The sequence below is a fragment of the Cobetia sp. BL01 genome, from assembly GCF_056493605.1.
In genome coordinates, this window is record NZ_JBVBEE010000007.1 from 146,949 (window position 1) to 161,649 (window position 14,701).

Annotated in this window: 15 protein-coding genes; 8 read left to right on the forward strand and 7 right to left on the reverse strand. The window is 61.5% G+C overall.

The window, feature by feature from the left end; all coding sequences use genetic code 11:
• Window positions 1-49: 49 nt before the first annotated feature.
• Window positions 50-355 carry a hypothetical protein gene (locus ACZYGA_RS13325; protein WP_077376944.1) on the reverse strand — a complete coding sequence of 102 codons (306 nt, stop codon included), beginning with the start codon at window positions 353-355 and terminating at the stop codon, window positions 50-52.
• 177 nt (window positions 356-532) lie between these two features.
• Between ACZYGA_RS13325 and ACZYGA_RS13330 the strand changes: the two genes are divergently transcribed.
• Window positions 533-1,375 carry an alpha/beta fold hydrolase gene (locus tag ACZYGA_RS13330; RefSeq protein ID WP_254627159.1) on the forward strand — a complete coding sequence of 281 codons (843 nt, stop codon included), beginning with the start codon at window positions 533-535 and terminating at the stop codon, window positions 1,373-1,375.
• Between the two features lie 93 nt (window positions 1,376-1,468).
• Here ACZYGA_RS13330 and ACZYGA_RS13335 read toward each other — a convergent pair whose 3' ends face one another.
• On the reverse strand, window positions 1,469-2,032 hold the full coding sequence (locus ACZYGA_RS13335) for a GNAT family N-acetyltransferase (RefSeq protein WP_175090254.1): 564 nt from the start codon (window positions 2,030-2,032) through the stop codon (window positions 1,469-1,471).
• A gap of 431 nt (window positions 2,033-2,463) precedes the next feature.
• Between ACZYGA_RS13335 and ACZYGA_RS13340 the strand changes: the two genes are divergently transcribed.
• From ACZYGA_RS13340 to ACZYGA_RS13355, 4 genes are read left to right on the forward strand one after another with little or no spacing between them, the layout of a single operon-like run.
• A complete protein-coding gene (locus ACZYGA_RS13340) occupies window positions 2,464-4,005 on the forward strand; it encodes an ABC transporter substrate-binding protein (protein WP_479399349.1) in 1,542 nt (513 codons plus the stop codon).
• Window positions 4,002-4,928 carry an ABC transporter permease gene (locus ACZYGA_RS13345; RefSeq protein WP_479399351.1) on the forward strand — a complete coding sequence of 309 codons (927 nt, stop codon included), beginning with the start codon at window positions 4,002-4,004 and terminating at the stop codon, window positions 4,926-4,928. The genes ACZYGA_RS13340 and ACZYGA_RS13345 overlap by 4 nt, the downstream gene beginning before the upstream one ends.
• Entirely contained in the window at window positions 4,925-5,842 is a 918-nt protein-coding gene (locus ACZYGA_RS13350) for an ABC transporter permease (RefSeq protein WP_479399353.1), read from the forward strand. The genes ACZYGA_RS13345 and ACZYGA_RS13350 overlap by 4 nt, the downstream gene beginning before the upstream one ends.
• Window positions 5,839-7,356: an ABC transporter ATP-binding protein gene (locus tag ACZYGA_RS13355; protein ID WP_479399354.1), complete on the forward strand. Its 1,518-nt coding sequence runs from the start codon at window positions 5,839-5,841 to the stop codon at window positions 7,354-7,356. The genes ACZYGA_RS13350 and ACZYGA_RS13355 overlap by 4 nt, the downstream gene beginning before the upstream one ends.
• A gap of 163 nt (window positions 7,357-7,519) precedes the next feature.
• Here the strand turns inward: ACZYGA_RS13355 and ACZYGA_RS13360 are convergent, their stop codons facing one another.
• Both ACZYGA_RS13360 and rhtA read right to left on the reverse strand, forming a co-directional pair.
• Entirely contained in the window at window positions 7,520-8,059 is a 540-nt protein-coding gene (locus ACZYGA_RS13360) for a TspO/MBR family protein (protein ID WP_254696469.1), read from the reverse strand.
• An 89-nt stretch (window positions 8,060-8,148) separates the two neighbouring features.
• Window positions 8,149-9,042, reverse strand: coding sequence for a threonine/homoserine exporter RhtA (gene rhtA, locus ACZYGA_RS13365; RefSeq protein ID WP_303567320.1), 894 nt, complete (start codon window positions 9,040-9,042; stop codon window positions 8,149-8,151).
• A gap of 145 nt (window positions 9,043-9,187) precedes the next feature.
• Here rhtA and ACZYGA_RS13370 point away from each other — a divergent pair, with 145 nt between their 5' ends.
• A complete protein-coding gene (locus ACZYGA_RS13370; protein WP_077376906.1) occupies window positions 9,188-9,760 on the forward strand; it encodes a helix-turn-helix domain-containing protein in 573 nt (190 codons plus the stop codon).
• A 102-nt stretch (window positions 9,761-9,862) separates the two neighbouring features.
• The gene (locus tag ACZYGA_RS13375; RefSeq protein ID WP_404625343.1) at window positions 9,863-10,900 is read left to right on the forward strand and encodes a hypothetical protein; all 1,038 of its coding nucleotides are present in this window, start codon (window positions 9,863-9,865) and stop codon (window positions 10,898-10,900) included.
• A 284-nt stretch (window positions 10,901-11,184) separates the two neighbouring features.
• On the opposite strand, the gene ACZYGA_RS13380 is transcribed toward ACZYGA_RS13375, so the two are convergent.
• From ACZYGA_RS13380 to ACZYGA_RS13390, 3 genes are all read right to left on the reverse strand, one after another.
• Window positions 11,185-11,634, reverse strand: a complete 450-nt coding sequence (locus tag ACZYGA_RS13380; protein ID WP_404625345.1) for a DUF3455 domain-containing protein — start codon at window positions 11,632-11,634, stop codon at window positions 11,185-11,187.
• A 425-nt stretch (window positions 11,635-12,059) separates the two neighbouring features.
• Complete coding sequence (locus ACZYGA_RS13385) at window positions 12,060-12,485, reverse strand: redoxin domain-containing protein (RefSeq protein ID WP_404625347.1); 426 nt, start codon at window positions 12,483-12,485, stop codon at window positions 12,060-12,062.
• A 297-nt stretch (window positions 12,486-12,782) separates the two neighbouring features.
• Window positions 12,783-13,352 (reverse strand): manganese efflux pump MntP, encoded by a 570-nt coding sequence (locus ACZYGA_RS13390; RefSeq protein ID WP_077376891.1) that lies wholly within the window; start codon window positions 13,350-13,352, stop codon window positions 12,783-12,785.
• 371 nt (window positions 13,353-13,723) lie between these two features.
• On the opposite strand from ACZYGA_RS13390, the gene yghU reads away from it, so the two are divergent.
• The gene (gene yghU, locus ACZYGA_RS13395; RefSeq protein ID WP_404625349.1) at window positions 13,724-14,587 is read left to right on the forward strand and encodes a glutathione-dependent disulfide-bond oxidoreductase; all 864 of its coding nucleotides are present in this window, start codon (window positions 13,724-13,726) and stop codon (window positions 14,585-14,587) included.
• The last annotated feature ends 114 nt before the right edge of the window (window positions 14,588-14,701 follow it).

A 14,701-nucleotide genomic window follows, 5' to 3' on the forward strand; every position in this document is an offset into this window, starting at 1 on the left:
TTACTATCCGCTTTCACTTCAATACTCTCGAGCGCAGTCTCACTGCGGATCACCGCCAAGGCGCGTGCAAGGCGATGCTCAGCAGCACACGTTTGCCGCGCTCGATGCGGCTGACGCTGTGTTCGTGAAGGTCGGGGCGGAAGAACACCACGCGGTCCGTGAGGCAAAAAATGCTGCCATCGGTCTCGAAGACACCGCCCTGGCGGGGTTTCTTGAGCACGATATTGAGCTTGTAGTAGCTGCCGCTACCCATCGGGTCGTTATGGCGCATCACGCTGTGGCCCTCGGGGTAGGTCACCAGATTGATGGTCAGGCGGCGAAGATCGAGCAGACTACGGTTGATGACACGGGCCATTGGGCTTTCCCTTTGAAGATTGCGGCTATTGAAACGTATTTTGAGTGATTGATCAAAAAAGAGGTTGAGTGATTGCTCAAGAATACGTACGGTGGCTCCACATTCACGGCGCACAAGGCTCGGCAATCGAGATCGCCGAGGCCGTGATTGAGAATCGAGCAAGCAAGGAGGTCAGCAATGAGCCACGACAATGTGACAATGGAAGCCCTGGAAACCCGTTATGCGATGATCGAAGGTCACCGCATTGCCTACAAGGAAATGGGGGAAGGTCAGCCGCTGTTGTTGATTCACGGCATTCCGACCAACAAGCTGATGTGGCGCGATGTGATGCCGGAATTGGCCAGACATTACCGGGTCATCGCACCGGACATGCTCAACTATGGCGAGTCGGACATGCCGGTGGGTGCTGATGTTTCCATCAATGCCCAGACACGCATCTTCATCAAGCTGATGGATGCGCTGGGTGTGGCGAGTGCGGATGTCGTCTCGCATGATATCGGTGGGGGTATCGGTCAGCTGATGGCGGTCAACCACCCCGAGCGCGTTCGTCGCCAGGTGCTGATCGACAGCGTGTGCTTCGATTCCTGGCCGATTCCGGAGTTCAAGCAGCTGCTGGAGCCGGGCGTCGAGGAAGCGACCAGCGTCGAGGAATTCATCAGCACCATGCGCGGCTTCATGCCCAGTGGTGTGCATGATCCGGCGGTGGCGACCGAAGAGATGGTCGAGCGCTACGTGTCCCAGTGGAACAGCGAGCAAGGCAAGGCAGCCTTCTTCCGCAACATGCGTCGTCTCAACAAGGAGTACACCCAGGCCATCGCCGGTGAGCTCAAGAATATCGAGATCAAGACTCTGGTGCTGTGGGGCGACAAGGACAACTTCCAGAAGCCGGATTACGCCCCGATGCTCACAGATGCCATCCCGGGTGCCGAGCTGATCTGGGTGAAGGACGCCGGTCACTGGGTCACTGACGAGAAGCCCGAAGAAACCGTGCGCTATATCCTGGATTTCCTGGCGCGCTGAGAGATGGCCAGCCCCGATGCCCAAGCGGGGTGACGGGCGCCATCCCAGAGAGCAAACAAAACCGCCCGGTCATGAGACCGGGCGGTTTTTTTGTCATTGCAGAGACGCTGCCGAGCTTTCTGCCATGGCGTCATGGCGAAGAGGGGGCGAAGACATCTCACTGGTTGTCATGGCCCTGGCCCCCGTCTTGACCTTGCGCTGCATGGCGATGATGCCTCCCGCGCGCGTCGGGGTGAAGGGCTCCTCGAGTCTCACGAACCCATGGCGTTCATACAGGGCGATGGCCGGGCTGTCGGAGAAGGCCCGAAGCCGCAGGAGGGTGTCGTGGGGCTGACGCTTGCTGAGGCAATCGATCAACCAGCTCAGACAGGTGGAGCCGATACCGCGTCCCTGCCACTGGGCCACCAGCTGCAGGTCACGCAGATACACCATGTCGTTCAGCGACTTGAGGCTGATGAAGCCGATCCATTCGCCATTGAGGCGCACGGCGAAGTTCTTGTTTTCCTGCCATTTTTCCTCGAATTGCTCTGCATCCCAATGGAAACCATGACGCTTGTAGGTCGCGAGCATGTTGCCACAACTCAGCCGGTGCGCCGCTGCATTCAGGTAGCGGTTGGCAGGTGTGTCGTAGATGGGGGAAATGCTGAGATCATCCATGATCCTTCCGATTCTTTTGAGAGTTATGTCAGGGAGTAGCATCCGTCACGTTGCAATTTCTGCAGGCCGACCATCCAGTCAGTTAGTGAGTGCTAATTCAAGCGCACTATCTTCAGGTTTTCAGGACAGCCTGACAAGTGAATGCCTGTCCAGTACCAGATGCCGCTCGGGATTGCCAAAGCTGGTTCGTTATACTATAACATTGCGCTTTTCCCGCGCTGTCTGACGGCAGCGAACATGTCTTTTTGACAGGATGCGCAATGACGATGGTCCACCCTCTGAGCAGGCTCAGGCCTCCTGACGCTGAACGGCGATGGTACAAGTCGCTTTTCCGCTCTCTGACAGCTCCCGTGTCGGCTGATCCTTCCAGGTCTGCAAGGCATTCCCGGCCCGTGGCTGAGCAGATCACGTGCTGGCTGGGAATGACGCTCATGGTGCTCGGTCTTGGCATGCCTCAGGCCGTCAAGGCATCCGCTCAGTCTTCGGGCGATGAGCAGGCGACGTCGCGTCGTCTGGAGATCGTCGCGCCCTTTGACATCAAGGGAGCGGACCCGCTGCTCAGCGGTATCCTTTTCCAGCGCATGCAGGTCGTCGAGGCATTGGTCGAGGTGGATGCCACGGGAGAGCTTCAGCCGGGGTTGGCGATCGATTGGAAGGTCTCGGATGACGGCCTGGAGTGGCGCTTCACGCTGCGCTCCGGCGTGCAGTTCCATGATGGCAGCCGTCTGGATGCCGAAGTCGCGCGTCAGAGTCTCGAGATCGCCCGTGCCAAGCCGGGCATCTTGAAGTCAGTGCCAATCGAGCGGATCGTCGCCGCAGATGACCATACGCTGGTGATTGCCCTCAGCGAGCCCTTCGCCGCGTTGCCCGCCTATCTGGCCGATTATCGCCAGCAGATTCTGGCACCGGCGTCCTTCGATGAGTCAGGCACTGCCCAGCAGGTCATTGGTACCGGCCCTTATCGCATGCTGCGCATGACGCCGCCCTTGAGCCTCGAAGTCACCGCCTTCGAGGACTACTGGGGCGAGCAGCCCGAGGTGCGCCAGGCGCGCTATCAGGCGGTCAGTCGCGCCGAGGGCAGGGCATTGATCGCCGAGAGCGGAGATGCCGACTTCACCTACGGGCTGGACCCCGCCAGTCGTCAGCGTCTCTCCCAGTCGCCGCGCGTGACCCTGGCGGCGGCCGCGACGCCGCGCACGATGCTGTTGAAGGTCAACGCCAATCATCCGGCCTTCCAGGACCCTGATGTGCGGCGTGCCTTGAGCCTGGCGATCGATCGCACCGCCATCGCGCAGGTCGTGCTGCGATATCCGCGCGGGGCCAGCCAGCTGTTCCCGCCGATGGTGGAAGGCTGGCATGACCCCGCGCTGCCCGAGCTCCATCAGGATGTCTTTGAAGCGCGTGCATTGCTGGACGCCGCTGGCTGGACCGTCGGCGAGGATGGCGTTCGTCAAAAGGACGGTCAGCGCCTCGCGATCAGCCTGATCACCTTCTCGGACCGTCCGGAGCTACCGCTGGTCGCCACGGTGCTGGAGCGTCAGTTCCACGCCATCGGCATCCAGACGCGCCTCGATATCACCAATTTCTCGGCGATTCCGGCCGGTCATCATGACGGCAGCCTCGACATGGCGCTGTTCGCGCGCAATCTGGCCATGGTGCCGGACCCCATCGGCAACGTGCTGAGCGATTACGCGGGAACGCCTGAAGCCCCCGGTGGCGACTGGGGCGCGATGGGCTGGTTCGATGCGGACTTCACCGCAGAGCTTGAGCGCATGGCACGCGAGGGCTACGGCCCCACGCCCGAAGGTGAGGACCCGCGAGCGCAGGCCAGTGGCGTGATCCAGCAGGCATTACCCGTGATCCCCATCGCCTGGTACTACCAGAACCTGGCGATCTCCCATCGACTGCAACGCGCTCAGGTAGACCCCTGGGAGCGTAGTTTCGGCCTTTCAGAATTGCGGTGGGCACCATGAATCTCCCTTCACGTCTGTTGCAGCTATTGATGGTGATGCTGATGGTCGGCGGCGCCAGCTATCTGATGATGCAGAGTCTGCCCGGCGATGCCGCCTGGCGTATCGCGGCCGGTCGCTATGGCTATGACGCGCTGGATGCGGCCGCTGCGGCCTCGGTGCGCGCCGAGCTGGGCCTCGAGGCACAAGGCGGCTTGCACTTCCTCTACTGGCTGGGCGATATCCTGCGCCTGGAGCTGGGCACTTCATTGATTTCCGGGGAATCGGTGTGGGTGGAGATTCGTCATCAGCTGGGCAACTCCCTGTCACTCGCCGGCGCGGCGCTGGGCATCTCGCTGTTGATCGGCCCGCCGCTGGGGCTGCTGGCCGGTCTGCGTGCCGGTGGCTGGCTGGACCGTAGCCTGCTGGCCGTCTGCAGTCTGCTGCGTGCCACACCGCAGTTTTTGCTGGCGCTGGTGCTGATCCTGCTGACCTCCGTGGAGATGGGGCTGCTGCCGGCCGCCGGTCATGGTGAGCCGCAGCACTTCATCCTGCCGGCGATGACGCTGGCGCTCGGGCTGGCAGCGGTATCGGCACGCCTGGCACGCGATGCCATGGCTGCTATCACCCAGACGGCCTTCCATGATTTCGCACGCTGGAAGGGCCTCAGCAACGCCCAGACCTTCTGGCGTCACGGCCTGCGCCATGTGGCCTTGCCGCTGGTGACCTATCTGGGGCTGCAGTTCGTGACCCTGGTGGAAGGGGTGGTGGTGATCGAGAGCATCTTCGGCTGGCCGGGCATCGGCCATGCGCTGGTCCACGCCATCTTCTCGCGCGATGTGCCGATGGTGCAGGGCACCGCCCTGGTGCTGGGCGTCGGCTTTGTCCTGGTCAATCTGCTGGTCGATCTGCTGGGTCGCCAACTGGACCCACGGGGTGTGAAATGAATCAGGTGGTGGAAGGGGCTGCGCCGCAGCGCGTGGATGCCGTGCGTCGTCCATGTCTTGACTGGCCATTGCGCCGGGTGATCGGGGCCGCGCTGGTCGCGAGCCTCGTGCTGTTGGCTCTGCTGGGCAATCTGGTGATACCGGGAGACCCGCTGGAGCAGCATCTCTATCGTGCGCTGCAGGGCGCGGATGCCGTCGGTGTCACTGACGCCGGTGAGGTGATCACCAGCGCCCCGCTGGGCTATGACCACCTTGGGCGCTCTCTGTATCACCGTCTGGTGGCGGCGCTCGGGCTGTCGCTTTCCATTGCCGCAGGGGCGGTGATTCTGGCCGCGTTTTCAGGCATCTCGCTGGGTCTGCTGGCCGCGGGACGCGGTGGCTGGGCCGAGCGCCTGTTGAGCCTGGTGGCAGACAGCCTGCTGGCATTGCCGGGGTTGCTGCTGGTGCTGATGGTCAGCGTCATCCTGCCGTCGACGCCACTGGCATTGTGGTTGGGCCTGTCGCTGGTGCTGTGGGTGGAATTCTTCCGCCTGGCCCGCGCCACCGGTCGCAGCGTGCTGGCGAGTCCCGGCGTTGAGGCCAGTCGTCTGCTGGGCTTCGGAGCCTGGTACCGTTTTCGCCATCACCTGTGGCCGGAAATGGCGCCAGTGATGATGACGGCGATAGCCTTCGGCATGGCCAACGCCCTGATGGCGATTGCCGCGCTGGGCTTCGTGCACGTCGGCATTCCGGAGCCCACGCCGGAGCTGGGCACCATGATGGTCGAGCTGTTGCCGTATTGGCGTGAAGCGCCGTTCGCGCTGCTGACGCCGGTGCTGGTCACCTTCCTGCTGTTGCTGGGGCTGTTGCTGATGTCCGGCAGCAAGGCCAGAACGTCAACCGCCGCAGACACCCTCGAAGGAGCGCGCCCATGAATGTCGCGACAATGACCACGCCTGCCTCTCACACGCGGCATGGGGCAACGGCGGATGATGTGGTGCTGAGTGCAGAGGAAGTGAGCGTGCGGGTCCGCGGCGTGCAGGCGGCGCTGCTGGCGCCTGTCTCGCTTGCGCTCAAGCCGGGAGAGCCACTAGTGGTGATCGGTGAGACGGGGTCCGGCAAGAGTCTGCTGGCTCAGGCCCTGCTGGGCACGCTGCCTCCGGAGCTTGTGGCCTCCGGCAGCCTGTGGCTCGACGGCGAGCAATATCCTCTGCACACGCCAGAGAATCGTCGCCCGCTCTGGGGTCGCCGCCTGGCGGTATTGCCCCAAGAGCCCTGGCTGGCGCTGGACCCGCTGATGAAGGTGATTCATCAGGTCGGTGAGGCATATCGTCTGGTCGCAGGGCGTTCGGCGCAGGCCTCTCATGCGGCCGCGCGCAGTGATCTGGAGCAGTTGGGTGTCGCTGCCGCCGGGGAGCAGCTGCCGGGCAAGCTGTCCGGTGGCATGGCGCAACGTGTGGCCTTCGTGGCCGCCCGCGCCGGCGGCGCGCCGCTGTTGATCGCCGACGAGCCGACCAAGGGGCTGGACGCCGCCCGCGTCAGCGAGATCGGCGAGCTGCTGCTCAAGTCACTGGCCGAGACACCGCGTGCCGGCTTGATGGTCATCACCCATGACATGGCGCTGGCGCACCAGATCGGCGGCCGCCTGATGGTGGTACGCAAGGGCGAAGTGATCGAGCAGGGCGCGACGCGTGACGTGCTGGCCGCGCCGACACATGCCTATACCCAGCGCCTGGTGAATGCCGCGCCGCAGGCCTGGCCGGAGGCCGCCTTCAAGCCGGCAGCGGACAGTGCAAGCCGTGATGGCAAGGCGGCAGGCGAGACCATCCTCCGTGCCGAGAATCTGACCATCGCGCGCGGGGGCACCTCGCTGCTGCGTGACGTGGAGCTCAGCGTGAAGGGCGGTGAGATCATCGGCATCCAGGGCGCGTCAGGTTGCGGCAAGTCATCGCTGGGGGATGCGCTGCTCGGCCTGCTGGCTCCGTATTCAGGGAAAGTGGTGCGCAGCGCCGAGATGCTTGAGTATCAGAAGCTCTATCAGGACCCCGTGGCGACCTTCCCGCCACGCCGGACACTGGGCCGCCTGCTGAAGGATCTCAGCGCACGCCATCGTCTCGATGACAGCCAGCTTGCGCAGCTGATGGCGCAACTGAGTCTGGCGCCGGAATTGCTCTCGCGTCTGCCGGGGCAGGTCTCGGGTGGCGAGCTGCAACGTTTTGCGCTGTTGCGCCTGATGCTGATCAAGCCGCGCTTCGTGTTCGCCGATGAGCCGACCTCACGTCTCGATCCGCTGGTCCAGCAGGAGGTGATCGCCTGCATGGTGAAGATGGTGCGGGAGCAGGGTACGGCGCTGGTGCTGGTCAGTCATGATGCGGCGCTGCTGCGCAAGGTCGCGGATCGCGTGCTGGTGGTGGAGGAAGGTCGCTTGAAGGCGCGTCAGCAGCTCTGATCACTCATCAAAGCCCATGGCGGCAGGGTCGCGACAGCAAGAGGACGATTCAAAAGACAGTGCTTCATACGCCAACGCCCGGCCGAGACTCCTGCAGAGTGTCGGCCGGGCGTTGGCGTATCTGGTGTGTTCGTCAGGGCGAGAGGCTCACGGTGCGCAGCGCTCAGCTCCCCAGCAAGGCGGGATTGGCTTGCCAGACGGACCAGGTCAGCGCACTGGCCAGCGTCACCCATGCCAGATAGGGCAGCATCAACAGCCCGGCGAAGCGATTGATGCGCCAGAAGGTGAACAGGGTGACGGCGATCAGCGTCCACAGCACCAGCACATCGATGAAGGCCGCCTGACCGAGATGCCAGGCAAAGAACAGCCAGCTCCACAGGGCATTGACGATCAGTTGCACCACGAAGAGTCCGAGCGCCAGACGATGGCGCGAGCGGAAACCGTTGCTGGCATGCAGGCCGTCGCGCGCGACCCGCCAGGCGGCGAGTGCCATCATTACAAAGAGCGCCGTCCAGACCGGTCCGAAGGCGCCTGCCGGAGGTGCCCAGGCGGGCTGAGTGAGGCTTGCGTAGAAGGCCTTGGCATCTACCGAAGCCAGTGCACCGATGGCGGCAGTGAGAAAGCTCAGCCCGAACCAGATTCCCATCTGCACGGTGGCGCGCAGGGCGGTGGGGGGTGAGGACGGTGAACGCTGCAAGGTCATCGGCTGCCTCCTGCTTTCATGGGACGTGATGAAGGAAAGAACGATATACCACGCTGGGCCATGAGAAACGACCATGACTCACACGTTGTTCAGTCCGGTATCGGGGCGTCGAAGACGTCCGTGCGCCGACCGGTCAGCGTCGTGCCAACCGAGGCGGTGATCACCAGTCCAATGGCAAGCCATTGAAGTAGGCCCAGTGTCTGGCCGAGGAACAGTAGCCCGGACAGCGCCGCCACGGCCGGCTCCAGACTCATCAGGGTGCCGAAGGTATGAGTGGGCAGGCGCGGTAGAGCGATCATCTCGAGCGTATAGGGCAGGGCGGTCGAGAGCACGGCGACGGCCAAGGCCAGCGGCAATATCTCGAGTGAGAACATGGCGCTGCCCGCCTCCATCACGCCGATGGGTGCGACCACCACCGCCGCGATCGTGATGCCCAACGCAGCACTCTGAGTACCGTTGCCTGCCCCGGCCTTCTGGCCGAACAGGATGTAGAGCGCCCAGCACACGCCGGCGCCGAGGGCGAAGGCGGCACCGACGGGGTCGATCGGCGCAGCGGTGTCCTCGCCCAGCAACAACAGCAGTACCAGTCCGATGATGGCCAGCGCGACCCAGCCCAGGTCGAGCCAACGACGCGAGCTCAACAATGCCACGGCCAGCGGGCCGGTGAATTCCAGTGCCACGGCGATACCCAGCGGCACCGTCTTGAGGGCCTGGTAGAACAGCAGGTTCATCACGCCCAGCGCCACGCCATAGAGGGTGATGGACTTCCAGGCCTTGCGTGTCACTGCCTTGCGCCATGGGCGCAGAATGGCCAGCAGCAGAACGGAGGCGATGATCAGACGAATCGCCGTCGCGCCAGCGGCACCGATCATCGGGAACAGGGAAGTGGCCAGCGAAGCACCGCTCTGGATCGAGCACATGGCGACCAGCAACATGGCGACGGGCCACAGACGAGAAGAGGAGGCTGCGACAGCAATGGACATGGGGGTCTCCTTGAGTGATCCAGTGGGTGATGGGCATGGTCAGTCAGCAACACATGCGGCATGATTCGTGGGCAGTGAGGTAGCAAGGGAGGAGGCGGGCCGGGCGTTATGCCCCCACTTCCTCGTCGTCGGCAAGATTGTACGGATGCGCATTATATTGCACAACGAAAATCAGAGACCTGATGTACTGGTTCACGTCGCGGCCAACGTCCGTCGCCTGCGGCTGGCGGCCGAGCTGAGCCAGCAGGCACTCGCGGATCAGGCCGAGATCAGTCGGCGGATGCTGGTGAACATCGAGAAGGGTGACGTCAATGTGAGCCTCGGCACGCTCGACAAGCTCGCCGAGGCGCTCGGGGTGCTCTTCTACGCGCTGGTGCAGCCCCCGGAAAGCGAGGATTCGGCACGTATCAATGAGGTGGCCTGGGTCGGGAAGGCACCTGAGAGCCGAGCCGTACTGCTGGCCAGCAAGCCGGCCACACAGGAAGTCGAGTTATGGAGCTGGACTCTGGCCCCCGGCGAGCGTTACGACTCCGCCCCGGATGATGCCGGCTGGCACGAGATGCTGGTGGTCACCCAGGGAGAGCTGACATTGACGCTGGAACGCGAGGACATCGTCATTCGCGCCGGCGATTTTCATGTCTATCCCAGTGACCAGGCTTATGCCTACCGCAACACCGGCACTGACATGCTGCGCTTCATTCGCAATGTGATGCATTGATTGCTGCCGGGCCATGTCCTCTCAAGCTTGCAGTATTCGCCCCGAACTCAATCCAGCCTGGCCTGTCCCATTGTCATGATGTTTCGTTTCGAGGAGCAACGGATGGCGAAGGTACGTATCACGCAACAGGGCACGATCCATTGTTTTCCGGCAGGCTTGAAGGATGAGGATGGCAAGCTGGTGAATGCCGAGATATCCGCCGTGGCCTATGACGGTGAGCGATTGTTGATGGCGAGTGACAAGCCGATTCCGGGTGAGGGGCGTTCAGCCGTCTTCTCATTGCCGCTGGACTCCAGTGGGCCAGATGACCGTCAGCTTGAGTATCTGACCACCCCGCTGATTCGTCAGGCGGTCAAGTATGAAGACTTCGCGCTGACCACCGATGGCCGTCACATGTTGGCAACCACCGGGTTTGATCGCATCGACAGCGAGAGCCATGCCCTGAATGCCTACAATCACCTGTTGATCTGGCCGCTGGGTGAGCCGGACAAGGTGCAGGTGGTCGACCCGGACCCACGTGATGGGGTCGAGGGCTCACTGGAATTTCGTCAGAAGCTGGAAGCGGCCATTGGCAAGCCGTACTACAAGATAGAAGGGCTGGCGGTCGTCCCGAGTGACAAGGGCGATGGGCTGATCCTGTTCGGGGTGCGCGAACAAGGCAACTCGCATGATGACTTCGCGTACGTGCGTCGCGTCATCGGGGCGCGCTATGCGATGACCGACAGTGACAATATCGAGTTCATCGAGGACCTTCACGACGTCTATGCCTTTGATCCCGCCGAATATGAGGGCGTGAATCACGAGTGTGGTCTTTCGAGCCTGGAATATGACCCCTATCACGCACGCCTCTATCTGGTGACCAGCTTCGAGACCGAGCAGGGCAGTGAAGAGGTGATTGGGGGCTATCTGTGGGTGCTGTCGCTGGCTGACTTCCATGCAGGCAAATCCCCGACGCTGGTGACGCATGAGGATGGTCGCGTGCTGGAGTTCGAGCACAAGGCGGAGGGGCTTGCGGTACTGGATCGCGAACGGCTGTTCGTGGTCTATGACAATGATCGCAACCACGAGCTGGGCAGTGTGGATGAACGCGACGAGCGCCATTCCTGTGAAGCGCCCTATACGATGCTGGCGCTGGTCTGACGGCAGCTCGCCGGCTCAGAAGCTTTCTCACTGCCCGGGAGAATCAGACTCACGGCTTTTGCACTTGAATGGGAGACTGTCTGTCTTCGCCATGGCGCCGTTGTCGCCAGACGGGATTGATCAAAAAATCCAGGCGCAATCATCCATCTTCTGTCGGGATTGATGACGACAAAGCCCCGACATGCTTCTGCATGTCGGGGCTTTTCATAATCGCACCTTCCCTGTGTCAATGCGTTTTGTCACACGACATCGAGTGGTGAGTCCATCTTATTCAAGGTTGGAGATTACATGGCCTTGTAGAACAGATAATCGGCCTGGTACATCACGATTTCGACCTTGTCCTTGTGAGCTTCATCACAGGCCATGTCAGGTGCGGCACCGCCCTGGGTATTGAGGCGCTGCACATAGGTGACGCCCTGCATATGTCCTTCACCTTCGGCCGGATTGGCCTCGACCAGCTGCAGCGGAATATTGCCCTTGCCGTTGGGCTCTACCGCCAGCTGTGTGCCGGTGATCTTGGAGCCATCCATGGATTCCCAGGTGGCGGGCGGACCATAGTATTTGCCGACCTGCTTGCCATCAGCATCATTCAGCGCGGCATCCGGACCCTTGAAGACCCAGCCCATGGTGCCATCATCCTTTGCTTCACAGGCCCATTTGATCTTGCCGACGCCAACGGTTTCCATGGCGACGTCATTGCCTTTCGGCACCGTGACGCTTTCGGGAATTTCCATGGCTTGAGCCATCGGGCTCATTGCGAGGGCAGCGAAAATACCAGAGATACAGGCGATTGTTTTCATCTTGACGACTCCGTAGACAGATAAGGTTCAGCTAGCGGTTGCAGGTGTGTCGTTGTCTCCCTTGCACTGCTCATAACGCTGGCCTTTCCCGTCTGGATGTCACGGGATCAAGATTTTTTCGTGCTTTCTATTCGAGGTGCGTTTCTGGCTTGTCAGGCGGAGTGAGGCAAGGACAGATTGAGGTAAGAGCGGGATGATCAAAGAAGGGAGGGGGAAGGAGAGAGTGGCGAAAGGAAGCCGAAAGAAAGAGGAAAGAGTGATCAACGATACAGGGCAGGTTTGAAGGCCCTGATACAAAGCCGCCCCGCAGCACCAAGGCTGCGGGGCGTCTTTCCTGCGCGACCTGAACCCTGAAAGGTTCAGCCGTAATCGCGGGTGCCGCGAATCGGGTAGTGGTTGTCCGGCTTGCAGATGAACTCGATACCCCCGATGAGCGTGTCCAGGTCAGGACGTACGAAGGGCGCATTGGCGACTTCTTCGATCTGGACCTTGCCTTCGCCATTGACGATGAAGAAGGCCGGCTCCGGGAAATCGTGATCGGTTTCCTTCTCGCTGCGTGGCGTGGAGATGAACAGCCCCAGCGTTTCCATCTGCTCTACCGTCAGGCCACCGGCAATCGGGAAATTGAGATCCAGAGATTCGAGGTGCTCGTTCAGCTGCTGCTGGCTGTCGGCAGAGACGGAGACGAGATCCACGCCTTGTGCGCTGAAGCGCTCACGATATTCCGTCAGCTTGTTGAGGAACTTGGTGCAGATCGGGCAATGCTTGCCGCGATAGACGACCACCAGTTGCCAATCATGCTCGCCCTAGGGCTTGCCGAGCGTCAGGGTTTCGCCATTGTGGCGCTGGACCTGGATGGCCGGAAATTCACTACCTGGATGAAGCTTGCGTGTATACATGCAATCTGGCTCCCCTGTTGGATATCAAGATGTGCGATACGCCACATGTCCCTCTTGAATGACGCCATTGTCAGGGTTTTCAAGGGACCCTTGGCGGAACGCGGAGATGCATCCATCGCCAGGGGCAGGGACTGGTCGGGCCAGAGCCCCCTTGCTGGAGGCTCTGGCCTGCTGGGGAAAGCCTTAGCCAAGATAGCCGGTGTGTTCCAGCAGGATGGTCGTGCCGATGCCGATCAACACCAGGCCACCGATGATTTCCGCGCGCTTGCCGACCATCTTGCCCAATACGCCCCCGAGCATCACACCGGTGGTGGCCATCACGAAGGTGGCGGTGCCGATCGCCAGCGCAGTGGTGATGATATTCACGCCAGCAAAGGCAAGCCCGGCACCGACGGCCATGGCATCGATGCTGGTGGAAAGGCCAGTCAGCATCAGGCGGGGCAACGATTGCGGCGTGCTGCAATCCTCATCTTCCTCGTCCTTGGAGAGCCCCTCATGAATCATGTGGAGACCGAGCAGCAACAGCAGAGCGAAGGCGATCCAGTGGTCCCACTGTTCGACGTAGACGGCCAATGAGCGACCGATCAGCCACCCGATCATGGGGGTGATGGCTTCGATGACGCCAAAGATGAGGCCGATGCGCAGGGCATCTTTCAGGGACGGCCGTCGAATGGCCGCACCCTTGCACAAGGCAGCAGCGAAGGCGTCGCAGGACATGGAAAAGGCGAGCAGGAATGTCGATAGCAAAGGCATGTGTCAGGAAGTTCCAGGCCGGTTACGAGTCAATAACAGCGAGACACCACCGGCCGGAAGCGTCTGACTGTCATTGGTCTCGCCGAACCTTGTCCTGACCGATCGTGGGCATGATCTGGATAGGTGGGTCCTCGGTGCCACGGCAATGCCTGCCGACCATGTTGACAACCGAGACTCTCGTTGGGTAACGAGAGCGGGCTACTCCCCAAAAACTGGTGGCATGTTACCAACAAACTTTCGTCGTTTCATCCCCTTGTGTCACAAGCGTCTGACCGTCATAACTGGGCTACCGAGTCAGAGCGCCACAACAGCGACGTTTCTGACGCCATCGCAGTCTTGAAGCTTCAACAGGATGCCAAGGAGTCAAGGGTATGAGCGACAGCTATCAGCCACCCAAGGTCTGGACATGGGAAAGTGAAAGTGGCGGCAAGTTTGCCAGCACCAATCGGCCTATTGCCGGACCGACGCATGACCAGGAGCTGCCGGTCGGGGAGCATCCCTTCCAGCTCTACTCCATGGCGACACCGAACGGTGTGAAGGCCACCATCATGTTCGAGGAGCTGCTGGCGCTCGGACATTCCGGTGCGGAATATGATGCCTGGCCGATCCGCATCGGTGACGGCGATCAGTTCGGCAGTGACTTCGTCGCGATCAATCCCAATTCGAAGATTCCCGCGCTGATGGATAGAAGTGGCGACACGCCTGTGCGTGTCTTCGAGTCCGGTTCCATCCTGCTGCATCTTGCGGACAAGTTCGGCGCGCTCATCCCCAAGGAGCCGGCCAAGCGGGTCGAGGTCATGAACTGGCTGTTCTGGCAGATGGGCTCCGCGCCGTATCTGGGTGGAGGCTTTGGCCACTTCTATGCCTACGCCCCGGAGAAGATGGAGTATCCGATCAACCGTTTCGCGATGGAGACCAAGCGTCAATTGGACGTGCTGGATCGTCAGTTGGCTGACAATGCCTACATCGCGGGTGATGAATACAGCATCGCGGACATCGCCATCTATGCCTGGTATGGCGCGCTTGCCGAGGGCAAGCTCTACTACGCTGCCGAGTTCCTTTCCGTGCAGGACTATCCCCATGTGCAGCGCTGGGCCAAGTCGATTGCCGAGCGTCCTGCGGTCAAGCGTGGTCGCATGGTCAATCGTTTCTGGGGGGAGCCGCATGAGCAGCTGATCGAACGCCACTCGGCGAGTGACTTCGACACCAATACCGAAGACAAGCGCGCCGACTGACCCTCAAGACACAATGTCTAATGTCTTGTGAAGTTGCCGCTGTCTGGCAATCAAAAAGGGCTACCCATCGGGTAGCCCTTTTGCATTCTGGCCATCAGTCCCTGAGGAAACTGA